Below are 23191 nucleotides of genomic sequence, written 5' to 3' on the forward strand. Positions count from 1 at the left end.
CGCCTCACTCAACCAGCGTGGGCTCGGCCATCATCGCTTCGATCATCGGACGACCCAGCCGGATGAACTCCGCCAGCACCTCGGCTTGACGCGCCTCGTCCTCGCCGGCGTAAAACAGCAACTGCATCTGCCCGGCGCCGTAATGCAGTCGGCTGCGGTCTTTCACGGCGTCTTCGAGCTCGTTCATGTCCCGCAACGTCCGGTCGCCGCCGGGGACCGTGATGAAGTTCAGAATCGTCACGGGCGGATGATCTTCCCGGCTCCCCGGCGGATGAAACCGGTATCGCACGCCGTCGATCGTCATGTCATCGACTTCCCACACGACCGGCTCCTGCGACAGCATCGTCCAAGCCTGATTGGGATAGCAGACCGGTGGGAAGTGCCCGAGCAGGTCGCGATTGTCCTGGACATGCACCATCAGCAGCCCGACGGCCGCCGTGCCCGACAGGTTGGAGTAACGCCGACTGACCAACGCCGTGGGCTTGAGCAACTCGGTCGCCTGCGTCGGCACCGGCATGGTTTGTCCGAACCACGACCCGGTCTGGAACGGCAACGCCTCCGCCGCTTCGGCGATCCCTGCCTGGTACGCGGTCGCATCACCCGGCTCGATCTGCCAGTAAACCCGCTCGGCGATCAGCGCGAGTAGCACGACCGAACTCGCCGCCACCGCGACAACCGAGGGCCGACCCACCGTCCCCAGCGCGGCCGTTGCAAACGCCCGTGCCTTGGGCAACATCACCGGTAATCCGAGCCATTCCAGCGACCAGACAAAACCGGTCAGTACCAGGTAGCCGACGAGCAACATCACCCAGCCGGCCATGTCGTGAAACAGGTCGGCGCTCTCGGGTTCCATGTACCCGTACGCCCAGACCGTCGGCACGAGCCGAAGGATGTTGCACGCCACCGCGAACACCGGCGACAACGCCAACACGGCCAACCGCACCCACGTTCGCATCGGTGTCGCGAAGGCGAATGCCACCGACACCAACACCAACGCATGGCTCATGCGGAGCCCGTTGCATGCCTCCGCGACTGTGACCGGCGTCCCGTTGATCGTGAGCAGATTGCCCTGCCGCTCGACACCCGTGCCGATGACGTCGAGGATCAGTTGCGTAACCACGGCGGCCGACTGTTGCATCGGGAGCGTGATGTTTTGGCGTGCGATCGCGGGGAGCGGCACGAGAAAGATCATTACCATGATGGCCGGCGCGAAGCGCTTGAGCACGTCCGTGCCCAGGCCGGTGACGATGGTTCCGACCAGCACGACGACGGCCGAAAGCTGCCAAAGGCTGAGCATGAGGAACGCATCGCCGATCGTGTAACACAGCCAACCGAGCGCGGTGATCGCCACGCCGACCCACTGGCCACGCACGACCGCCGTCGCGGCGCGTTTGCGGCGCAGAAACGCAAGCCAAATCACGATGATCGGTACGAGCAGGATGTGGCTCGCTTCTTCATCCTGCGTGCCCCGCCACGCCAAGTCGGACCAGACGTCGAACGTCGCGATGATCCCGACCCCGGCAAGCAACGCCGTAAGTGCGTACTGCCGGGCCGACCACCCGCCGCTGCCGGCTGTCGGTGAAGGTGATGCGTCCGTTTGGCTAACAGAGACGGTGGTCATGATCATCAACAAAGGCCACGGGCGTGTCCACGGCGGCTCCGGCGTGAGACCGGCGTCCGACCCGTCAACGCCTCGCCCGCCTAGACAATACCTCGTCGATTAACGTCAGGCAGGTTTGGCTAGTCTGAGAAATGTGGAAGGTCGACAGCGCCCGGTCCCGGCCCGCCGCCGCCATCCGATGTCGGAGGTCGTCGTCACGCAACAGTCGGACGATCTGGCGTGCCATCGACTCGGCCATTCGGTCTTCGTCTCCCATCGCGATGAGTACGCCGGTCTGCCCGTCGACGACCGTTTCCCGGACACCGCCGCCATCGGTCGCGATCACGGCCCGCCGCGCGGCCATCGCTTCGACCACGACCTGCCCAAACGGTTCAGGCGTTACAGACGCGTGGACCACCAGGTTCAACTCGGCAAGTGCCGACCAGATGTCGTCCCGAAACCCACTGAACTCCACCGCCCCGGACAAGTCCGGCCGCTCCGCCCGATCGCGCAGGCGGCGTTCGTAATCATCCTCGCCAAACAACGCCGAACCGATCAAACGAAACCGCGCGTCTGGAATGTCCGCGCGAACTCGGGCTGCCGCTTCGAGGAACACGTGCTGACCTTTCCACGGCGCCAACCGCCCGACCAGCCCGATCACCGGCGGACCGTCCGGCTCGTCCGCCACCTCGGCCGGCGGCACCACGCCCGAGTAGATCACCTGCGTCGGCTTCTCCCGCGGCAAGTGCAGCGTTGCGAGCGTGTGTTCGGAGTTGGCCGCGACACCCGCCGGCACCCACGCGGCCAACTTCCTGAACACCGGCACCACTTTCGCCGGCAGGTAGTCGGGCTCCACCCGGTCACGCACATGCCAGATGCAAGGCACGCCCGCGAGCCGCGCCGCCACACCGCCGAGCACGTCGGCCTTGAGCGAGTTACAGTACACCAGCTCGGCACCGCTTTGCCGGATGTGGCGTTTGAGTCGGCCAACGAACTTCATCGCGGCGGGCAGTTTGCCGATCGACCGGATGCCGGTGGCGTCCTTACTCGCGGCACGGATCTGCTCTCCGAGCGGCATCAGCGTCGTCGGGATGCCGACCGAACCGAGCCGATCGACCAGCGGCCCATCCTCGAACACGACAACCTCGGGCTTAAAGCGGTCGTCATCCGCTTGGTGTAGATGGGTGAGAAGGTTTGCGAGCGCGATCTCGCCGCCGCCGAGCTTGGCGGTGTGACTCACCACGAGCAGCCGCGTCATGAACCCGCCGCCCCGACTGGCGTGGCGACCCAGTCCACCTGATCCTTGGCCGGGTCGGAGTCGGCGCGAACCTCATAGCCGTGGTCACGCAGCATTTGCTGGACTTCACCGGTCTTGATGCCCAAGGCGGCGGCGCGTGGCTTGTGCTCCTCGAACCGAATCTCGCCAATCCGTTTTTCACGCAACAGCGTCTGCGCACCTTCCAGGACCCACGCATCGGCACCTTCGGTGTCGATTTTCAGCAGGTCGATATGCTGCTCGCCACCCACGGCGGTGTCGAGCGGGACCACGTCGACACGGACGGTTTGTTCCGACTTCTCCGCGGCGAAACCGCCCCAGCCGGTTTGCTCGTCCGGGCCGAGGTCGAACTCGAGAAAGCCGTCTTCCCGACCGGCGGCAAGCCCACGGACATCGACGCGATCCCCCAGACCGTTCCGCTCGACGTTTTCACGCAGTAACGGCAAGTTGCGCGGCGAGGCCTCGAACGCGATGACACGCCCGCCCCGCGCGGCCCACAGCAAGGTGAAGTAGCCAACGTTCGCCCCGACATCGACCAACAGCCCACCACCGCTTCCTCCCTCGGCCACACGCTGCGACAACGGCCACTCGTAGTAACCGGTCATCGCGATGCACCCATGCAGCACATCGGTCGGCACCAACTTCATCCGCACGTCCGGCGCGAAGTGCAACGGCGCGCCGTCGAACAACCCGGCGTAGGTCGGGGGCACCGGGTTGTACATCCGATAGAACGCCGACGCCCGCAGCTTCGGGGGGATCAGCGACATGAGAACGGGACGTCGGGTCACAAGTGGGTTTCCTTCCGGGCGGGACTGGGGAGGCGGTCGGCGTGGGAGCTATCGGGGAGCGGGTATGGTCGGGTCGGCGTCGCGTGGCACCGGCGGCCAACACTCGCGTGGCTCGGGGATAAGCCCGAGCAATCGGCCCAGGCGGCGCGACTTGCGACCGATGACGCTGCTCAGCCGGGCGTTGGATTTCGACGTGTTGAGTGAGGGGAATGGCGCATCGGGGACGGGGCACTCGAGAAACGAACACAACCTGCCCCAGCCCGCGTCACGGGACAAGTCGATCTCCAAAAGATCACCGTCGCGTCCGGCGAAATGCGCCCGAACCTTGCGGGTGTGACGCTCGTAACGGGCCAGGTACTTCTCGCGGCGTTCCTCGTTGTCGGCAGGTCCAAAGATCCAGTCGCGCATCGGCGTCCGGTACTTCGGGCCGAAGTATCGCTCCACGCTCCCGATCCAACTCCGCAGGTCGCGCGTGCTGAGGATGAACTTGCTGCCCGGATAAGCGGCGTCGAGTTCGGTAAACAGCACCGGCCAGGGATTGTCCTGCACCGCGTCGTAGTGCTCGAGAACTTCCTGAGCCCGAGGCCAAGCATGCTCGGCAATCCGAGGATCATGGATCCCGAACGGCCCAGCAACGCGATAACCGAGCACCTCGAGTGCGGCACCCAGCGACGTCGTGCCGGTCTTCATGAAGCCGATGCAGAACACCTTCGGACGGTCGGCACTGCCATTTTGCGGATTGCTCGCTGCTGAACTCATGTCACTTACTCAGATCGACTGCTTGACGATAAACCCCAGCGACTTGCCCGGCGATGCGGTCCCACGCAAACCGATCGACCGCATACGCCCGGCACTGCTCGGCCGTCGGCATCTGCATCTCACCGGACAGCGCGGCGGCAAGGGTATGCGCGATCACGTCACTCGACGTTCCGGGCATCACGAGATCGGCTCGCCAGTCCTGCACCACCTCGGGCAGGCCGCCGACCGGCGTGACCAAGGCCGGCGTCCCGGCGGCAAGCGATTCGGCCACGATCAGTCCGAACCCCTCCAGCGCTTGCGTCGGCACCACGCTCAAATCCGCCGCCCGGTACGCCAACGGCAACTGCTCGTCGGGCATGTACCCGAGAAGTTCGACGTGATCGGCGAGCCCCGCCTCGCGCACACGACGCTCCAACGCGTCGGCGAGCCGGCCCTTGCCGATGATCTGGACCAACACGTCCGGGTGCCGCTCGCGCAAGGTCGCCGTTGCATCCATGAGAGATTCCAGACCCATGCGGGCGACAAGGCGCCGTACGCAGACGACGATCGGCCGATCGGACGGCCAGCCGAGTTGGGCCCGGGCATCGGCCCGTGGCATGGACGCGTCGAACCGCTCGATGTCGACGCCGCCGGGAATGATCGTAATGCGTGCGCGATCGACGCCATAGTCCTTGGCCAGGATGTCCGCAAAGGCGTTGGAGAGTGTGATGAAACGGTCGCCGGTGCGGTAGACCGCGCGTTCGACGCGGTGCTTGATGTGCGTGGCGATCCGACCGAGTCCCTCACGTGAACTCTCCGCCGCCCACGGGCCATGAAAGTGCACGACATGCGGCCGATCGCGAAGCAGATCCCGGCAGCCGCGGGCGTACAAGGCGAAGTGCGTCACGGCGAGATCGGCGTCCGGCAGACTCGCCCGCACCGCGCCGCGCATCCGGAGCAAGCGCCGAAACACCGGCTCGTCCGGGCCCGCGACCGACGCCACTTCCTCGCGCGCCTCAATCTCCTCCGACTCACCCGCAACCAGCAGCAGCTTCTGGTCGATACTCGCCGAGCCGAGGCTCCCGTGCAAACCGTGGACGTACCGGTTGAGCCCGCCGGGCTGTTTGGGAAACCAGCCCACGCCCAGGGTCATCGCCCGGAGCGTTCGTTGCCGTGGAGCTTGCGAGGTCATGGGTAATCCGGTGCGGCGTCGAAAGCCCTGTCGATCACGTCGGCGTAAGCGTCGGCCGTTCGTGACCATGTCAGTTCCGACACTGAGAACGGTGCGGCGTGTCGTAGTTGATTGACGAGCCCGGGTGATTCGGCCAGCCGCCGGAGCGTAGCGGCAAGGCCATCGACATCATTGGTTCCGGAAAGAACGTAGCCGTTCTCCCCGTCGCGGACCAGCGTGCTGGCACCGACCTGCGGCACCGTGATCACCGCCGCCCCGCTGGCGAGCGCTTCCGGCACGACCAGCCCCCACGGCTCGTAGTGTGACGGATACACCACGACATCCACCTGCGCAAACCACTTGGCCACGTCCGGGCGATGGCCAAGGAACGCCACCTTGTCCGCCAACCCCAGCGAGTTCACGAGGCCCGGGTACCTGCTGCCCGCCTCACCGCCCAGCACGAAAGCGTGAACGCCGTCGACCCTCCCCAGCGCGGCGAGAAGCAGGTCGAGGTTTTTCCGGTTGGTCTGCAAATCGCCGCAAAAGCCAAGCACCAGCTTGTCACGCGCCGCTTCCCACTCGTGCCCTTGGCGTGGTGAACCCTGGTCGGGCGTCCATGGCGTAAACGTGTCGAGATCCACGCCGGACTCGATGACACAAACACGCTGCGGGGCCACGCCGCAATGGTCGATGACGTCGTTCGCCACCTGCGGGGACACGGCGATGACCCTGCCCGCTTGCCGGTAAGCCCGACGCTCCCAAAGCGCGTTCCAGCGTGTCACGAAACCCTGGTACATGCCGCGAGCGCCGCCGCCGTGTCGCGGGTGGGCCGGGTTGGCCTTCCACGAGCCGTGGACGAAGTGCGAGGCGTTCACGTCGACCGGCCCGGTCAGCATCGCACCGTTCGCGACAATGACGCATCGTGCCCCGGCCGACTTGGCCGATGCCCGCGCTCGCCGCACCGCCCGGCCGGCCCGACCGGCGAACGACAGGTGCCGCAACGGCGTGGTCGGCAACGAACGCGGCAGCGTCTCCACGAACGCCACGCCCTCCGTCGCCGCAAGCTCCGCAGGCACGTCCGCCCCGATGAGCGTCAGTCGGTCGTACCGACCCGCCAAGCGGCTGACCACTTCCAGGTTCACCCGGCCCTGCCCGTCGGTCCGGCGGAACGTGTGGTTCACCCAGATCAGATGTCGCCGGGCCGAACCGTTCACCGCTTCCCTCCCTGAGCCGCGACGGTGCGGAGCATCCGTTCGAGTTGATCCACGACGCGACGGACGTCGAAATGCTCTTCGGCCGTGCGACGGGTGGACTCCGGATCGAGCAGTCGGCCGGCTTTCTTTCTCGCCGCCAGGTCGTGCAGCACCGCGGCAAACGTCTCAGGCAAATCGTCGGTCAGGCGGACGGACTGATCGCACATGAAATCGCCCGTCCCGTTGGTCTTGCCGACGACCACGGGCGTACCACACGCCATGGCCTCGGCGACGCTCGAGCCGAAATCCTCGTCGTCGCTCGGCTGAACCAGCACGTCGCACTGCCGCAACAACCCGACGACCTCCGGCCGCGGCACCCGTGGGTGATGCGACAAGTACTCGGGCATCGGGAACTCGTCGAGCAGCTTCCGCAGCCCCTTGGCGAAGCCGAAGTTGCCGACGATGTCGATGTGCAGCCGGCACCCTTGCTCGATCGCCAACTTGGCCGCGTCGAGGAGCAGATCGAGCCGTTTGCGTGGGACGATGCGACCGAGCCATAACAGCCGCAGCGGCTCGTCCGACGGCTCCGCGTCCGACTGCGGCCGGGGTGAAAAATCGCTCAGGTCGATCGGGTACGCCAACGCCGCGGTCTTTCCCGGGTCGACGCCGTAGTGGCGTGTGAGCAGTTCGCGCGATGTCGAGCTCCCGACGATCACCCGGTCACTGCTGGCGTAGTCCGGCAAGCCGAGCGTCAGCCGATACCGGCCGTAAGCCTTCATCCCGGCCAGGCGGATGCGCCCCTCGGTCCGGCGGAGAAGTGTCCCGCGCTCCGTCAACGACCGCACGTCCGAGCCGGGCGCGCCCTGCACCCAACTCACCGCCGGCAAGCCCGGCACGCGACCGAACGCCGGCACGCCGGAGAAGAACGCCACATCAAACGGATCGGCCTCGTGCAGCGTCTGAATCGCCCCCATCACCCGGCGACCGAACTTGCGATGGTTCACCCACGCGGCGGCCAAACCGGTCACGGGCCCGAACCTGGTCGCGAGCTTGTGAACCCGGTCCGTCGCGGCATCGCCGACGTCCTGGTAACTGAGATTTGGAAAGCGTTCGAGGAGCGACCGGGGATGCACGAACGACTTCTTGGAAACGAACGTGACGTCGTGGCCGCGTTCGAGCAGCTCTTGCAGCAGCATGAAGCCGGCCGTGGCGATGCTGCCGGCACTCGGCTCGACGTAGCCGTTGCACACGATCCGCAGCGGGCGTTCGGACTCCGTGCCTGGCGGGTTCACTCGACCTCCCTGGGCCGAGTCCGTGCCGGTACGCCGGTCGCGACGTGCTTGGCAGGCACGTCACGCGTCACCACCGCGCCCGCGCCGATGACCGCGTCATCGCCAATGGTCAGCCCGGTGTCCTTGCGCGGGATGATCTTGCATCCCGTACCGAGCATGACCCGGTCGCCGATCCTCACACGATGCGGCGACCCGAGCCAGGATTCCCCGGCGATGGTGACCTGGTGGTAGATGATCACGTCGTCACCGATGTCGCAGTTGGGGTGGATGACGGTCCCGATGCCGTAGTGGCGCAGCTTCGGGCGTTCGCCGACGCTCGCTTCGGCAGGGAGGAGGCAATGATGCAGCTTGAAGTTGAGCGCTTTGTACAGCGCCGCCCGGCGGCGGTGTCCCTTCTGATAGGCCCTTCGCGAACGCTCCCAGAGCCATTCGGGCGTTGGTTTGAGTCGCATGTCAGGGTCGCCGTCGGAGGGTTGAAGGTCGTGCCGGCACGGGCATCGGGGAAAGTCGCGGCGTGAGCCGTTGCCGGGGAAGCTCGACCGGCCGTCGTTGCGGCATGGTTTGCTTGCGATAGACCATCCCCGCCAGCGTTCCGAGCATCAGCCAGACGAGAAGCGCCATCTCGGTCCGCAGGAAGTTCGACGCCGCCAGTTGTGCGAGGTGGCCCACGACGAACGCGGCCATCATCATTTTCAGATTCAGGTCCGGATCGCCGCGCACCCAATCCTGTCGCAACCCGGCCCAGATGTACTTGCCGATTTTGTAGAACCCGAGGATCAACAACGCCGCACCGGGCAGGCCCAACGCGAAGCCGATTTGCAGGTAGCCGTTGTCGAACGCGATCAACGACTGCCGGCCCGCAAGTCGCCCGGCGAGCCCGGACGCGCCCATGCCGAACCCGTACGGCCGACTGATGATCATGCCGATGGCACGCTGGCTGAACTCGACCCGACCGTTGAAGCTGCCGTCCTCGGCCAGGTTCGTCAGCGAGTCGAGCCGATCGACCACCGCCGCCCCGCCGGGGATCACCGGCAGCGCCACGAACCCCGCGATCACCACGAGCGTCGTCACGATGACCAGGCGAATCTTCTCGCTGAACCGGGTCACCGCCATGTAGATCAGCGACGCCATCATCAGTGTGAGCCACACCGAGCGGACTCGGCCCATCAGAATCCCGCTCATCAGAAACGCAGTGATCGCGAGCCACAGCGCGTTGCCGCCGGGACGGACTCGCTTGTCGACGAGCATGAGCAACAGCGCGAGGCCGGCGAACTGCTGCACACGCCCCGGCCCCGAGAAGGTCGAGTAGAACCTTGACCGCCGTGGCTCGGGCGCGCCCATCGACGCCATGTCGCTCTCGATGACCCAAAACGCTTCCCAAGGCGGCAGCACGAGCCACTGGTACCAGCCGTATGCGACGCAGATGATCGCGATCACGACCATGCCTCGGAACCAACTGACGATCGTCGAGATGTCCGGCCGGAGCCAGACCAGGAACAGGAACAACCCCAGCGGCGCCGACCAGGTGAGCGCTTCGAAGATCGCCCCGATGCCGTTGGTGATACCCACCCCGAGCGCCAGCCCCACGGCCCCCGCAATCAGGCAGGTGCCGATGCGCAACTGCCGCGGGATCGACTTCCACTGCCCGAAAACGAATAGCAGAAGAATCAGGCAGAACAGCTCCGGCACGATGCTGGTCAGCGGCGTCTGCGAAAACTCCCCGACGTTCCAATCGGTGATCCTGCGGACCCAGCGGTTGAAGGCGACCAACGCGAGGAGATACAGCGGGGCCTGCGTCGGCCGCGTCGCCAGGATGGAGATCCCGACGAGCAGCATGACGGCCGCAGAGAGCGAGTTCATCGCCCCGCCAAGACCCGCGATAATCCAGCCTAGAGAACCCATGATCGTGGCCAGTCCACAAAGCGCAACTACGGTGACTTGCTGGGATCGCATGGGACACTGGAGGGTGTAACGCCGGTCATCGGCTCGGGCATACGCTGGTCGTCAAACCAGATGCCCGGGTCGGGTCGGCCCTGAATGCACTGTACTGTTGCATCGGTCATCCTGCGCACGAATGCTTGCTCCGAGAAGGTTTTTGCACGGTCCTGAGCTCGTGCGGATTCAATTTCCCCCGACAAAGCCCGGCCGATCGCGGTCGCGAGTGGATCGGGCTCACCGTAGTCCACGAGCAGGCCGTTGACGCCGTCCTCGATCACCCACGCGGGGCCGCCGGGCTTGGTCCCGATCACCGGCTTGCCCAAACCCATGCCCTCGACCACGACGATCCCGAACGGCTCGTCGCGGCTGGCGTTGACGATCACGTCCGCCGCTTGCATGTATCGCGGCACCTGCTCATGGGGCTGGGCACCAGCAAAAATCACCTGATCGCGAACGCCGAGCTGGTCGGCCAACTGCTGCAAGTCGCGCAAATGATCCGGCTCCCGGTCGTGCTTGCCGCCCACGATCACCACCCGCGCGTCGGGCCGATGGGCATGTACGGCGGGCAGCGACCGGATCAGCACGTCGAAGCCCTTCCAGGCTTGCAGTCGTCCGACGATGCAGATCAACGGGAAGTCTTCCGGCAATCCCAGACGGCGGCGATTGTCGGCCGGCGAGCCCAGTTGGACCGGATCGAACGACGACAGGTCCACCGCCGACGGAATCACGAACATCGGCGTGCGCGGACTATGCACCCGCTGTGCGTGAGCGGTCGGCAGCGAGTTGGCGAAGATCGCCCGCGTGGGAAGCTTGCCGAGCACCCGCTCGGTCCATGAGTCGGCGTGCGCCCCGCCTTTCTGGAACCACACGCTCGGCACCCGCGCGGCCATCGCCGCGAGGCAACCTCGGAAATGCGTGAACGCCATCCAAGAGATGAGCAACTGCGCGTGTTGGTCCTTGATCATGCGTGTGAGTTGCCGGGTGGCACGGGCCATGCCGCGAACGTCGCGTGTCCGGCACGGTGGAAGCACCAACGTCTCGAGACCGAGGGCATCGGCTTCCTCACGAATCGGACCGTCCTCGAGCAACGCCAGCGACCACCGCACGCCCATACCCCGACCGTGCCGCAGCAGGTGCAGCAACGACAACTCCGCCCCGCCCTGCTGGCGACCGAACGGCGACAGGATGCAACAGCTCGCCTCGCGTGTCATGACGCACCACCCCGACGCAGCCGGCGCGCGGCGAAGCGATCCCAGAGGCGTTGCATGTCGTCGCCACTGATTGTCGGCACCGGCACCCGCAGCTTGACGATCAACGGATACGCCCCCGCCAACAGCACCGCCCTCACGCACATCGCGATCGCGATCGCGCCGGCTGCACCCAGCAACCCGTAACGCGGAATGGCCAGGAACAACAGCACGATCATCAACGGCACGATGACGAACTGCAACGCCGAGTTGACGCCGGGCCGACCGATCGCGGTGAGCCCCACCGACAGTGTTTCGCAGAACGACATCAACACGAGCCGCAGAAGCAGCAGACCGATCAGCAGGGTGAGGCCTGCAAACTCCGGCCCGTACACGAACGGCACCACCCACGGCGCGATCGCGAGCAGTCCGACCGACGCCGCCACCATCAGCACGAGCGTCACGCCGCTGGAGCGTGAGATCATGGACGGCACTTTGGCACGGTCACTCCCGGCCAACGCCGGGAACAACACCGGCGTCACGGCCGTGTGCAGCATCCACGGCACGCTCGCGACACTGACGGCGATGCTGTAAAGCCCGAGTTCGCTCGCCGAGAGGAAGCCCGCCAACAACGAGCGGTCGGCCTCGGAGCCGATCCTTGTGACGAACGTGCCGACGTAACTCTTGAGCCCGAACGAAAGGAGCAAGCGAACGTGGGCAATCGGTTGCGCGAGACGCGGCCGCAACTGCCTGTGCAAGTGAATCAGCAACGGCAACAACGTCACGAACGAAACGATCACATGCGCGAGCGCCGCCGACACCGGCGACAACAGACCGACTAACCACAACCCGCCAAGACTCACCACGTACCCGATCGCCGTCGCACCGAGCTTGGCACTGCGCAGGAGAAACTCGCCCCGGGCTTCGAGGCACGCCATCGTGCTCAGGCCGATGAGGCTGATCGGCGTGGTGAACACGTAGATCTGTGCGAAGTGACGCAACTCGGCCGACAGCCCGTCGAGCCACCAAGGGATGATCAGGCAGGCGATCGACGCCGAGATCAAGCCGGCCAACAGCATCGTCAGCACACCGCTGCCGTAGAGCGCGCCCGCATCGGCGGACTTGCGGCGGATGTGGTAGATCAACCCGCTCGGCACGCCGAGCGTCACGATCGACGCAGCCAGCGTCGGTGCGAGCATCACCGCGACCAACTGCCCACGCCCGTCACTACCAAGCGTCCGCGCGGTTATGATCCCCGCCGCGAAGTTGCAGCCGTAGGCGAGTAGGTTGACGCCCAGCGTTTGGCTGACCGACTTGGCGAAGCCGTGCAACGTCGAGCCTGAACCCGCGACCGGTTCCGGTGCCGTTTCGGTCGAATCCACGTTGGGCGCGTCGGGCCGACTCATGTTGGACGCACCGTGCCCGTCGAGGCTGAATCGAGCTTGGTCGTTCCCAAAGCCGACCACCGCCCGCGAATACTCGCAACCGCTTTGGATACCGCGAGCCGACCCTCACTCGGTACGAACCGCAGCGCCTGGGCAATGCCATAAAACCGACGCGTGCCGATCAACGTCGCCCAGACGAGGAACAACACACGCCTCGGAAACGAGAAGTGTTCGAGGATGCCGAGCGCCTCGTTGTGGGCGGCGTTGGCAAGGTCGTTGGCTTCGAAGCGGACACGGTCGTCCCCTTCCACGCGCGTGGCCGGAAAGTGATCGACCAACACAGCGGGGTCGTAGATCAACCGCCAACCGTTACGGCGCATCCTGAGACACAGGCCGACTTCATTCCCGACCTGCGCCCCGCGCCCGCGCAGTCGCATGTCAAAGCCCACCGGCACGATCGCATCACGCCGGAAGCTCATGTTGACGCCCTTGAGAATGTCGGCATCCCGAGCGTCACCCGAACCCAGGTGATGGCCGCCGATGAGCTTGCCGTAGGCGGTGATGCGACCGACGACATCCGCCCTGCCATCCAGCAGTGAGCCGTTCTCAAACACGCAATCACGGCCGCCCACCCCGCCGACGGCTTCGTCTTCGAAGTGACGCAGGATGTTCCGCACCCAATCCGCGTGGGGGGCCGCATCATCGTCGGTGAAGGCGATGACGTCCGATCGCGCTGCGGACAGCCCTGTCTGCAGAGCATAAACGAGCCCAGGCTTATCGACCGGAACCGTCTCCACGGGTAAGCCCGACTCCGCCGAGGCGGCAACGGCCTCCACCGTCGCGGTGTCGTCGGGCCGCACGACGATGAAAATCGTCTCGGGCATCCGGCTCTGCCGGGCGAGCGCATCAAGGCACCGCTTGAGGCTGTCCGCCCTGCCGTAACTCGGTATCACGACGTCGATCGTGCTCGAACGCCTTCCGTCCGGCGTGGTCACGTCGTCGACTCCGGTTGGCCGGCGTCAGACACGAGCCTGACGTTCGGCATGTGCGACATCGACAGGTTGTAGATTCCGTCGATCTTGCCGTACTTCTGCGGGACGAGGTAGGTCGGCTTACCCAGCAACGCCGCGAAGATCCCAGCGTGTAGCCGCGTCGAGACAACGACCGCCGCATCCGCGATCATCTGGCAGAATGTGTCGAACCGGAACAAGCCGCAATCGCTCACGTCGGCGTTGATGATCGGCAAGTCTCGCCAAGCCGGTTGGTCGTCGAACGCCGGTTGCAACAGCCGGTGCGTCCGGTCCGTCACCGGCATGATCCCCAAGCCGGCGAGTTCGGCCTTCGCGGCACGGTTCGGATTGCTCTTCACACGCAACCACGGCCGCAGACGGTGGCGCCAGAGCTTGAGCGGCGTCATGACTTGCCGCTGATACCCGGCCGGCTCGAAGGCGACATCCGACGATGCCTCACGGTCCTGACGATCGACAACCAGCACGTGCTTCTCCGAGCCCTCACGTTTGTACTTCTCCACGATTTCTGATCCGTGAAGTTCGAGCGCGGCATCATCCGAGAGACGCGGTTCACAGCCGTCAGGCAACGTCACGTCCGCGAGGCGCTGGGCGCTTTGGCGTTCACGTGCCAGCAGGATGGTCCGGCCCTTTCGCTGACCGAGAATGCCGGCGAGATCGGTCTTGTCGAACAGGAAACTGTTGGGCATGACGACGAACGGCTTGTTCGGAAATCGGCGCGAATATTGATCCAGCCGTCGAAAGCCAGCGGGCCAGAAATCCGTCATCGTCGCCCCGCCATTGAGAAAAATGACGTCGGCCGACGACGCCCGACGGACAAGTTCGATCTCGCCACGTCGGCACGCTTCGAGCGTACCCAGATAGATCAGGTGATCGCCGTTGTTCCCCGGCGGCGAAACGAAATGCGCACGCCCACCGCGAAACGGTTCGAGCACGTCAGGCAGCGATATGTAAGGAAGGGGCTCGGACGGCGTCTCGGCCGAGTCTGCGATCATTTCGGTCTGCATACGGCGTCACTTAGGCGTTGAGTGAACCCTCTGGGCCGGAACCATACCACCTGATTTGTTGGCGTCTCGTAATTTTTCGCTCATGCCAGTTCCCGAGACGGGGACGCCTGCTTTCCAGGCACCCGTTGCGATGCACCGAGCGAGCATGCCACTGGCGCGAACGACCTGCCAAGTGGCGGCCACCCCGGCCTTCAAGCCATGACGCTGGATCGCGTGGGCGACCATGCGTGGCGGGCCGAGCAGCAGAAAAGCCGCCGCGCGGGCCGGCCGACCGTCATGCAACAAGTGCCCCTTCGCCGTCGCATACAGGTAGCTCGCCCCGACATGCGCCCGATAGCCGGTGCGGTTGACCAGCGACGGATTGTGTTTCACCTCGATCCCCGGGTCGTACACGATCGGCACACCCAACCGGCGTGCACGCCGAACGATGTCGACCTCTTCGGAACCGAACTTCAGCAACGGATCGAACTGAGCTTGGTCGAAGATGTGCGCGGGGAACGCGGCGGCATTGATGACGATCGTGTTCGGCTGGTCGCTGTTGCTTTGGGTACCCCAGAAGCCGACCCGCCCCGGTCGAATCTTCGCACGACGATCCGCCGCGACCTGCTTGTCCTCGCCGCCGGACACGATCGCCTTGAAATCGGTTTCGACCAGGCGCGCGTGGACTTTCTCGAAGTGATCCGGCGGCACCACCACATCGTCGTCGATAAACATGACCGCCCTACCACGCCGGACGGACAAACACGCGTTCCGATTGGCACCCAGACCCTGACCGGGGCCGATTTGATACTCCGCCCCAGGGAACGCTTCCGTGGCCGCCCGGACCTTCGACCGCATCTCCGGGTCGGGCGAATCGTCGCTGACCATGACCTGTCCCGGACGAAGTCGCGCATCGGCGACGGACTGCAACGCGAGCCGCAAATCATCCGGCCGATTCATCGTGCAAATGAACAACGACAGGTCATCGCACGATTCGTCGATTTGGCCCGAGGCATTGTGTGCGACGGAAACATCAGCCATGACCACCTCGCGTTGCATCGGATTGGTGTTGCATTTCCCTGAGATCGTGTGCCTGCCCGACTTCGTTGCCCCGCACCCAGTATCGCGCTGTCTGTCGCAAAGACCACCAAAATCGCTCGACGGCCGAGCCGCGGACGTTTTCTCGCGGAAAACCGTCGGCCGCGACCGAGATGCCGGTGACGTCGCACAGCTTGCTCCACGCCTCCGGGGCGCTCACGTCGAAACGCAGGATGTCCATGCAGTGCTCACGCTCCGTCTCCCGAACGAGGGCATCATGCTCCGAGTGAACGCGCCGGCAGGCATCCTCGTCAATCGTGGCATAGGGAACACCGAAAAACGCCTCGGCTGCCCCTAACACGTCTGGCGACGCAATGACGTCCGCGTTCGGGTCGTAGCCCTCCCACGTCCGGCAACGCTGCTTCCACTGACGGCGATAAAACGGGTGCCGCAGGTGGGACAAGACGCTGCCAACCCATCGCTCGACGGGACGTTGGGTCACGATGAACAACGCCCCACGATTGGCGGCGACGACCTGCTTCATGACGCTTGGCAGAAACAACGGAAAGTCGCCGACGGCCATGCCAAGCTCCACCCGCCGCCGATCGGCCGGAACATCCGCACTGAACGTGTATCCAGGCGGAGCACCGGTGCCGCTGTACCACGTGTCGCAAACGAGGCCGGGCAGGAAGTGACCGGATCGGTAGCCGAGCATCGCCAAAGCGAGCGACATGGAACTCGTGCCGGTCTTCATCATGCCGAGGTTCACCACGCTCGGGAAAGCGGCATCCGAAGGCAGGCTCTGACGCGGTTCGTAAACAGTCACGAGGTCTTCGCCCCCCGGCCGATCTTGCCGATCTGCCGAACTGCCTCACTCCCCACACGACCCACACGCCAGCAGAGAAACTCGCCCGGCGAAAACCAGCCCGAAGCGCGTAACTGCGACTCATAGTCACGCCGCAGTCGGTGACGCAAACCGGTCGCCCACGGTTTGTTGGCACCCACGAAATGCGAAATGCCGTCTCGGTTCATCCGAACCTGCCCGCCGGGCTGGGACCAACGGCCGCTGACCTGCTGATTCCAGCGGCCATCGAACTCGTGCCAGCGACCGTTCAACACGACGTTGAGCGCATCCTGATCAGCCCAGTTCAGTCGATCGCCGTGCCGCTCGATGAAATCCAGCGCACGCCGGCTTACTTCCTGCGACCGCCATCGGTCCAAGTCGATCAACATGACGCCTGAGTTGAACGCGGCGGCGTCGGGATCATCCAACTCGTCGACCGCGTAACCGACGCAGTTGTCCGAACCGACCCGGGGCATGAACTCGTCCCGCACCGCCCCGACCGCGTGACCGTTCAGCTCGGTATCGAACAAGCTCGCCGGATCTTCGAAACAAACCAGGTCACTGTCGAGGTAAAGGACTCGGTCCTTGTCCGGAAAAAGTTCCCCAACAACGAGCCGTGCGTACGCGGCCCGCGAGAAGCGTTCGGTCACCGCCAGGTTCCGCGGCAACAGCGAGCCGCTCTCGAGGTCGATGATCTCAAGCTCGAACGGCCGGGCGACCCGCCGAATCCGCGCCCGACTGTCGTCCGACAAACCAACGCTGCCCACATAAAACCGCACCTCACGTGCCGTCACATGTTTGGCGACGCTGTACAACGCCACGCCCAACGGCATCGCCATGGTTTCGTCCGCGCAGAAGAGGATGTCAACCGCCCGGCCCATCGGTCGATCATAGCTGCAAGCCGCGAACCGCCAGTTCGCCCGACCCTCGCAGTGGAACTCCACCCCGCTACCTTCGTATGCTCCCGCATTCGCACCGGCGTCAGCGTCGGAACCGATCAAGGGCCGTTAGCTCAGTTGGCCAGAGCGCCGTGTTTACACCGCGGATGTCGCAGGTTCGAGCCCTGCACGGCCCATTTCGCTCTCTCCGTAGGCTTTGTCATGTTTCACACCCGTGCCATCCCGTGGGTGATCTTCGGGATGATTCTCTGCGTGTTGGCCAGCGGCTGCGAGGAGACAGAGTCGGAGTTGGGATGGATCGATCTGACCGAAACCCGGGTCGATCAACACACGATCGAAGTATTCACCCAGTTGCAGGCCGGGCCGGCGTCGGTCGCGGCGGGAACCGACGGAACGCTGTACTTTTCCGTTCGGGGGGATGGGCGGGACGATGCGGTCTATGCGGTGCGGTCCAAGGGGATTCCGCGAACGGTCGGGCTCGATGTCAACGCCGCACTGCGAGCGGCGGGACTCGACGACGGTGCCGGGCATTTCAAGGCGCTCCTGCCAACGCCTGAGGGGTTGGTTTACTACTTCTCAGGCGGGACCAAGCGGGCGTCGGCCGATCATCTGGGGTTGTTGCCAACAGGCACGCAGACACCGACCGTGTTGGCGCGGGCCGGACGACTCGGCGACATCAGCGGACTGGGCGGCACGATCGTGCTCGCCGAGCCGGCGCTGGTGGGTAACGACACGACGGCCACGCTCTTGCTACGAACGCCCGGCGACGCCGCGCTGGTCCAGTTCGACCTACGAGACCTTCGCCGGCCCGACAACGCGGTCCGGTTCGGCCAACTCAGGCTCCCGATCATCGGCCCCTTCGGAAAGCTCACGCTCCGCGAGCCCGAACTCAGCATCGGTGCAGCCGATGACCGCGATCGGCTGCTCGTGACCGACCCGGCGGGCAAGGTGTACAACGTGAACTTCGCCAGCGGGCGTGGACGAACCGTGGCCGAGTTAACGACGCTGCCCTCCCCGATTCCGCCGGCCCAACAGGTCAACGCGGACCAAACCGGCAACTGGGCCGTGATCTACGCGCCACCGTTGTCATGGCAGGAGATCGTTCCGGGCACCGAGCAAGTGGCTGGGACGCCGAAGGTCTGGCTCGTCAACGGGGACCGCCACGACGGCACGTTTATCGAGGCCCGACAGTTCGAGGCCGGGCGTTTCTTCCCGACGTCCATGCTGCGAGTCGATGACACGACGTACCTGCTGCACGACCCCCAAACCGGCGCGGTGGCGAAGCTCACCGTGCTGTTACCCGAAGGCTTGGCCGACGAGAACCCGGACGGATAGAACCGCTGCCCCCGGTCGACTACAGTGCCCACTGCGTCGGAAAACGAACACCCCGGAGAGGTGTCCGAGTGGCTTAAGGAGCACGACTGGAATTCGTGTATGCGTGAAAACGTATCGGGGGTTCGAATCCCCCCCTCTCCGCTTCCAACAAGTTGGTTCAAACAAGTTTCTTGACCAGCGCCGCGATCTCCGCGGCGTTTTTGTTTTGCATCTCAACAAGAGGGTGGGTTTGAGCGCCGATCGGTGCCCAGTGCGTGGGGTCGGTCGGGCCGAACAGGGCAATGGTGGGCAGGCCCAGGACGGCGGCGAGGTGGGTCGGACCGGTGTCATGGCCGACGTAGGCGACGGCGGTGCGGAGCTTCTCGTGCAGCGCGGCGAGCGTGGGGATCACCGTCGCGCCCTCAGGCACCACGCCGCGGTCGGCCTCGGCTTCGCCGCAGATCAGCTCGGCGTTCTTCAGCTTGCCGGCCAGTTCGACCCAGCGCTCGACGGGCCAGCACTTGTCGGTGCCGCCGCTGCCGGTGTGCAGGAGGATCGGGCCCTTCTTGGGGCGGACATTTTGCAGGCCGTGATTGCGGATGCGGGCGATGGACTGACGCACGCCATCGGCGAGGATCGGCTCGGTCAGCGCGTCGGCGTAGGTGTCGGTGATGTGCTTGCCGGCCGGGCGGTTGGGCAAGGTCGTCACGGCGACGCCGCGATCGGCGAGGGTCGCTTCGAGCTTGCCGGGCTCGCCGAACGTGTACGCCTCGGCGGTCAGGTCCACGCGCTTGGCAAGCTCGTCGGAAAGCTCACCGCCGAACGCCCCACTCCATCGCTCGGCATCGTCCCACTCGACGCCGATCACCCGCTCGGCCAGCTGCCCCTTCTCGCTGTGCGTGACGTACACGATCCGCTGCTGCGCCCGCAGCCGCGCCAACGCCATCGCGATCGGCCAAGTGAGCACGAAGTCACCGAGCCCGCCGGCGTGGAAGATGAGAACGTAGCGGCGAAGCACGAGCCCACTCTACGCGTCGACGCCTTCGAGTGCGGCTCGTCGCGACAACTCAGATTTCGACGCCCAAGCGCAGCGAGAGCACGCTGACGTGTCGGCTACCAAAGTCGTACTCCAGTTGAATGAGCAAGACTTGCAGTCGGCCATCGGCCAGTTCGATGGGCAGTGAGTGAAAGTGGGGCACGGAATCCGCCGACTGTCGGGACGCTGAAGGATCGGCGCACAGCCGCTCGATCTCGTCCCAAAACAGTTCTTGAAAACTGACCGGCAGTCGGTCGAGGCTCGGGCGGACATCCGGCGCGAGGCGCGGAACCCAAGAAGAACTCATTGCTCCGCCCGCAACTTGGCCAAGCGTTCACGCTCCCGCGCGATGTCAAGCGGAATCGTCTCGATCTCGCCGCTCCGAATTTTCATCAAGCGAACCGCTTCCTCTCGCGGAGGCACTTGAATGATCGCGGCTGCGCGGGCGGCTTGGATACGCAGGTCATGGAAGCCGGCAAGCCCCGCGCACTGTGAGGGGCTCAACTTCTCGCGGATCAAACGGACAAGAACCTGCGCCTCCTCGAACCAGGCAGACCACTGTTCGTGTAAGTGCTCGGCGCGGGCGAGCGGCTCCGGGTCGAGCGTCGCTGGCAACAACTCTCGGTCGTACTCCTGAAGCGCACGTGCGGTAGCCAGGGCCGCACCGATCCATGCTTCGGCTTCCGCCAGCCGCAGTGGACGGTTGGTCCCAGAACCGTCCGTAAAGGTGAACTGACAAAAGCCCATCGCACGATTGTACGAGAGACCCGATTTCGTGTCACTCCGATTTACAAGGCGTGGCAAGCACGCTCGATCCAGCCGCCGCCGAGGACGATGTCGCTGTCGTACAGGCACACCGCCTGGCCGGGACTCACCGCCGCTTGCGGGTCGGCGAACTTCACCTCGATCTTGTCGTCGCCGACGCGCTGCATCGTCGCCTCGACCGGCTCGGCGTTGTAGCGGATCTGGGCTTGGCATCGCATCGGCTCCCACGCGTCGATCGCACGCTGGGCGATGAGATTGCATTGGTCGGCGATCAGCCCGGGGCTAAGCAAGTCTTGCTTGTCGCCGACGACGACGCGGTTGGATACCGGGTCGATGTTCGTGACGTACACCGGCTTGCCGACCGCGAGCCGCAGGCCCTTGCGTTGGCCGATGGTGTACTTCTGGTAGCCGGCGTGTTGGCCGAGGACGTTGCCGGCGGTGTCGACGACCTCACCTTCCTCGAACGCACCGGTCCGTCGCTCAACGAGGCCGGCGTAGTTCTGGTCGGGAACGAAGCAGATCTCCTGTGAGTCCGGCTTGTTGAACACCGGCAGGTCGCGCTCCTCCGCCAGCGCCCGAATCTCCGGCTTGGTGAAGCCGCCGATGGGCAAGAGCGTGCGATCGAGCGTTTCGCGGTCGGTGCCGAAGAGGACGTAGCTCTGGTCCTTGGCGGTGTCGACGCCGCGCATGAGGCAGCGCTCGCCGCTGACCGGGTCGGTGCCGACACGGGCGTAGTGGCCGGACGCGACGAACTCCGCCCCAACGGCCTCGGCGTACTGCTTGAGCCGGCCGTACTTGAGCCAGTCGTTGCAGCGGACACACGGGTTGGGCGTCCGGCCTCGGTTGTACTCGCCGACGAAGTAGTCGATCACCTTCTCGAACGCGTCGGAGAAGTTCAGCACGTAGAACGGAATGCCGAGCATCCCCGCGACTCGCCGGGCGTCGTTGGCGTCGAGCACACTGCAACACCCCTGCTTGCCCGGCTTGGTCGAGCACGCCTGCGCCTCGGCGACTTCCGGCGGAGTTCCAAGCCGCATGAAACAGCCCATCACGTCGTACCCCTGCTCCAGCAGCAGCGCAGCAGCGACCGAGGAGTCCACGCCACCCGACATCGCGACCACGACCTTTTTCGCCTTCCGCGGCATGTGCGATCGTAGGTGAGGTTGCACCCGGCAGACGCGAACCGATCCTACGGTTCGGCATGAGCCGCTCATCGACAAGCAGTTCCGTCGCGGCACTTCGGAAACGGGCCGCGTCGTGGGCCCTGCTCGTCACCGGTTGCCTATTCCTGTTGCTAACGCCGATCGGAGCTTGGGGCGCGTGGTCCGCGTTTACCTCGGCCCATGCCAGTTCAAGCTGGCCTTCAGTTGACGGCACGATCATCAGGAGCACCGTCCACGGCGTCGGTGAAGGCCGCGACAAGGCATTCATCGAATATCGCTATGCCGTCGATGACCACACACACACGAGCAACCGGATCAAGTTCGGCAGCATCGCCGGGAACAGCGAAACTGCCCAACAGGCCATCGCCGACAAGTATCCCATCGGTACAACGGTCAAAGTTCATTACGACCCGGACATGCCAACCAACGCTGTGCTGAAACCTGGCGTGGGGGCCGGGACTTGGTTCTATCTCGCGATCCCGTTCGTTCTTCCGGCACTGGGGCTCTACTTGCTGAAACTCCGCCGCTCGGCATCGGCGACGAACACGAAAGGCAGTGCCACCTCGGATAATGCGAGACGGACGGGGAATTCCGATGAGATTTTGTCGCAACAACCTTGACAGCCGACCCGCGACTCCTATTTTTCGGGCATGCGTGAGAATGAATCTCAAAAACATCCGGGCGGCTTCACACTCGTCGAGCTGCTCGTGGTCATCGGCATCATCGCCCTGCTCATCGCAATCCTGCTGCCGTCGCTGAACCAGGCACGCCTCCAGGCACGCACCGTCCAGAACCTCTCCAACATGCGGCAGACCGGCATCGCGCTGGAGAACTACCGCTCCGACTGGGACGCGACCTACCCGATGCACTCCTCGTCCAAGTCCGAGACGACCGCACTCGGCTACCCGCGGACGCGCTGGGCGGACTATCTGTATCCGTATCTGAACAGCACCGAGGTGTTCATGTCGCCGCACCTCTCCGAGGACGAGCGGGTGCGGATGCGCAAGCCCTTCGCGCACACCGTCACCGCCGACCCCGGTGGTTCGCCGATCGAGGACGAAAACACGATCTATTTCGGCGGCTACGGCTACAACTACCAGTACCTCGGCAACAGCCGGAAGCCCGGCACGATCACTCGCGCGTTCTTCGCCAAGACCAGCCACGTCCGCGCCGCCAGCGACACCATCGCCATCGCCGACACCGACGGCTCCCGTGACGGCACCGACGCGTTCACCGAGCAAGGCGTCTACGTCGTCGACCCGCCGCTTCACAGCGTCGAGCTCGGCAGCCTCGGCTCGCGCAAGAACGACACGCCCGTGACCTTCGCCAGCGCCAACGGCAACGCCACCTATCGCGGCCAGGACACCGTCACCCTCGCCTATCGCTCCACGCCGGCACCGCGCAATCGCGACAAGGTCGCCATCATCTTCGCCGACGGCCACGGCAACACGATGACCCCCGACGAGATGGACGACATTGACGAGAACGGCGAGCCGAGCAACCGGTACTGGAACGGCCTGGGCGTGCGTGATCGGCGGTGATGTTGGAAT

At 65.1% G+C, this 23191-nt stretch carries 23 protein-coding genes and 2 tRNA genes; 5 read left to right on the plus strand and 20 right to left on the minus strand.

What is annotated here, in order from left to right; all coding sequences use genetic code 11:
* Window positions 1-4: 4 nt before the first annotated feature.
* From AAGD32_00785 to AAGD32_00860, 16 genes are all read right to left on the minus strand, one after another.
* Complete coding sequence (locus tag AAGD32_00785; protein MEM8872768.1) at window positions 5-1627, minus strand: exosortase/archaeosortase family protein; 1623 nt, start codon at window positions 1625-1627, stop codon at window positions 5-7.
* Window positions 1628-1685: 58 nt separating this feature from the next.
* Window positions 1686-2858 carry a glycosyltransferase family 4 protein gene (locus tag AAGD32_00790; protein MEM8872769.1) on the minus strand — a complete coding sequence of 391 codons (1173 nt, stop codon included), beginning with the start codon at window positions 2856-2858 and terminating at the stop codon, window positions 1686-1688.
* Window positions 2855-3643, minus strand: coding sequence for an FkbM family methyltransferase (locus tag AAGD32_00795; GenBank protein MEM8872770.1), 789 nt, complete (start codon window positions 3641-3643; stop codon window positions 2855-2857). The genes AAGD32_00790 and AAGD32_00795 overlap by 4 nt, the downstream gene beginning before the upstream one ends.
* Before the next feature lie 69 nt (window positions 3644-3712).
* On the minus strand, window positions 3713-4423 hold the full coding sequence (locus tag AAGD32_00800) for a sulfotransferase family protein (GenBank protein ID MEM8872771.1): 711 nt from the start codon (window positions 4421-4423) through the stop codon (window positions 3713-3715).
* 1 nt (window position 4424) lies between these two features.
* Window positions 4425-5555, minus strand: a complete 1131-nt coding sequence (locus AAGD32_00805) for a glycosyltransferase family 4 protein (GenBank protein MEM8872772.1) — start codon at window positions 5553-5555, stop codon at window positions 4425-4427.
* 35 nt (window positions 5556-5590) lie between these two features.
* On the minus strand, window positions 5591-6787 hold the full coding sequence (locus AAGD32_00810) for a glycosyltransferase (GenBank protein MEM8872773.1): 1197 nt from the start codon (window positions 6785-6787) through the stop codon (window positions 5591-5593).
* On the minus strand, window positions 6784-8058 hold the full coding sequence (locus tag AAGD32_00815) for a glycosyltransferase family 4 protein (GenBank protein MEM8872774.1): 1275 nt from the start codon (window positions 8056-8058) through the stop codon (window positions 6784-6786). Before AAGD32_00815 ends, AAGD32_00810 begins: the two co-directional genes overlap by 4 nt.
* Window positions 8055-8510 carry a serine acetyltransferase gene (locus AAGD32_00820; GenBank protein MEM8872775.1) on the minus strand — a complete coding sequence of 152 codons (456 nt, stop codon included), beginning with the start codon at window positions 8508-8510 and terminating at the stop codon, window positions 8055-8057. Before AAGD32_00820 ends, AAGD32_00815 begins: the two co-directional genes overlap by 4 nt.
* A gap of 1 nt (window position 8511) precedes the next feature.
* Window positions 8512-10011: an O-antigen ligase family protein gene (locus AAGD32_00825; protein ID MEM8872776.1), complete on the minus strand. Its 1500-nt coding sequence runs from the start codon at window positions 10009-10011 to the stop codon at window positions 8512-8514.
* Entirely contained in the window at window positions 9987-11207 is a 1221-nt protein-coding gene (locus AAGD32_00830; GenBank protein MEM8872777.1) for a glycosyltransferase family 4 protein, read from the minus strand. The genes AAGD32_00825 and AAGD32_00830 overlap by 25 nt, the downstream gene beginning before the upstream one ends.
* On the minus strand, window positions 11204-12589 hold the full coding sequence (locus tag AAGD32_00835) for an oligosaccharide flippase family protein (protein MEM8872778.1): 1386 nt from the start codon (window positions 12587-12589) through the stop codon (window positions 11204-11206). Before AAGD32_00835 ends, AAGD32_00830 begins: the two co-directional genes overlap by 4 nt.
* Entirely contained in the window at window positions 12586-13563 is a 978-nt protein-coding gene (locus AAGD32_00840) for a glycosyltransferase family 2 protein (GenBank protein MEM8872779.1), read from the minus strand. Before AAGD32_00840 ends, AAGD32_00835 begins: the two co-directional genes overlap by 4 nt.
* A complete protein-coding gene (locus AAGD32_00845; GenBank protein ID MEM8872780.1) occupies window positions 13560-14591 on the minus strand; it encodes a polysaccharide pyruvyl transferase family protein in 1032 nt (343 codons plus the stop codon). Before AAGD32_00845 ends, AAGD32_00840 begins: the two co-directional genes overlap by 4 nt.
* Window positions 14592-14609: 18 nt before the next feature.
* Window positions 14610-15623 (minus strand): glycosyltransferase, encoded by a 1014-nt coding sequence (locus AAGD32_00850; GenBank protein MEM8872781.1) that lies wholly within the window; start codon window positions 15621-15623, stop codon window positions 14610-14612.
* Entirely contained in the window at window positions 15616-16446 is an 831-nt protein-coding gene (locus AAGD32_00855; GenBank protein MEM8872782.1) for a sulfotransferase, read from the minus strand. Before AAGD32_00855 ends, AAGD32_00850 begins: the two co-directional genes overlap by 8 nt.
* On the minus strand, window positions 16443-17408 hold the full coding sequence (locus AAGD32_00860) for a glycosyltransferase family 8 protein (GenBank protein MEM8872783.1): 966 nt from the start codon (window positions 17406-17408) through the stop codon (window positions 16443-16445). Before AAGD32_00860 ends, AAGD32_00855 begins: the two co-directional genes overlap by 4 nt.
* A 57-nt stretch (window positions 17409-17465) precedes the next feature.
* Here AAGD32_00860 and AAGD32_00865 point away from each other — a divergent pair.
* From AAGD32_00865 to AAGD32_00875, 3 genes are all read left to right on the plus strand, one after another.
* Window positions 17466-17539, plus strand: a tRNA-Val gene (locus tag AAGD32_00865).
* A 25-nt stretch (window positions 17540-17564) separates the two neighbouring features.
* Window positions 17565-18698, plus strand: coding sequence for a hypothetical protein (locus tag AAGD32_00870; protein MEM8872784.1), 1134 nt, complete (start codon window positions 17565-17567; stop codon window positions 18696-18698).
* Between the two features lie 54 nt (window positions 18699-18752).
* A tRNA-Ser gene (locus AAGD32_00875) sits at window positions 18753-18839 on the plus strand.
* Window positions 18840-18855: 16 nt separating this feature from the next.
* Here the strand turns inward: AAGD32_00875 and AAGD32_00880 are convergent.
* Genes AAGD32_00880 through mnmA form a run of 4 tightly spaced genes read right to left on the minus strand, consistent with a single transcriptional unit; the run spans window position 18856 to window position 21623 of the window.
* Entirely contained in the window at window positions 18856-19695 is an 840-nt protein-coding gene (locus AAGD32_00880; protein MEM8872785.1) for a glycosyltransferase family 9 protein, read from the minus strand.
* Between the two features lie 49 nt (window positions 19696-19744).
* Window positions 19745-20020, minus strand: a complete 276-nt coding sequence (locus AAGD32_00885; protein ID MEM8872786.1) for a hypothetical protein — start codon at window positions 20018-20020, stop codon at window positions 19745-19747.
* The gene (locus AAGD32_00890) at window positions 20017-20460 is read right to left on the minus strand and encodes a hypothetical protein (GenBank protein ID MEM8872787.1); all 444 of its coding nucleotides are present in this window, start codon (window positions 20458-20460) and stop codon (window positions 20017-20019) included. The genes AAGD32_00885 and AAGD32_00890 overlap by 4 nt, the downstream gene beginning before the upstream one ends.
* 41 nt (window positions 20461-20501) lie before the next feature.
* Window positions 20502-21623, minus strand: coding sequence for a tRNA 2-thiouridine(34) synthase MnmA (gene mnmA / locus AAGD32_00895; protein ID MEM8872788.1), 1122 nt, complete (start codon window positions 21621-21623; stop codon window positions 20502-20504).
* Window positions 21624-21679: 56 nt separating this feature from the next.
* Here mnmA and AAGD32_00900 point away from each other — a divergent pair, with 56 nt between their 5' ends.
* Entirely contained in the window at window positions 21680-22261 is a 582-nt protein-coding gene (locus AAGD32_00900) for a DUF3592 domain-containing protein (GenBank protein MEM8872789.1), read from the plus strand.
* 30 nt (window positions 22262-22291) lie between these two features.
* Window positions 22292-23182: a prepilin-type N-terminal cleavage/methylation domain-containing protein gene (locus AAGD32_00905; GenBank protein MEM8872790.1), complete on the plus strand. Its 891-nt coding sequence runs from the start codon at window positions 22292-22294 to the stop codon at window positions 23180-23182.
* Window positions 23183-23191: the final 9 nt, after the last annotated feature.

It is taken from the genome of Planctomycetota bacterium, assembly GCA_039182125.1.
Taxonomy (GTDB): Bacteria; Planctomycetota; Phycisphaerae; order Tepidisphaerales; family Tepidisphaeraceae; genus JBCDCH01.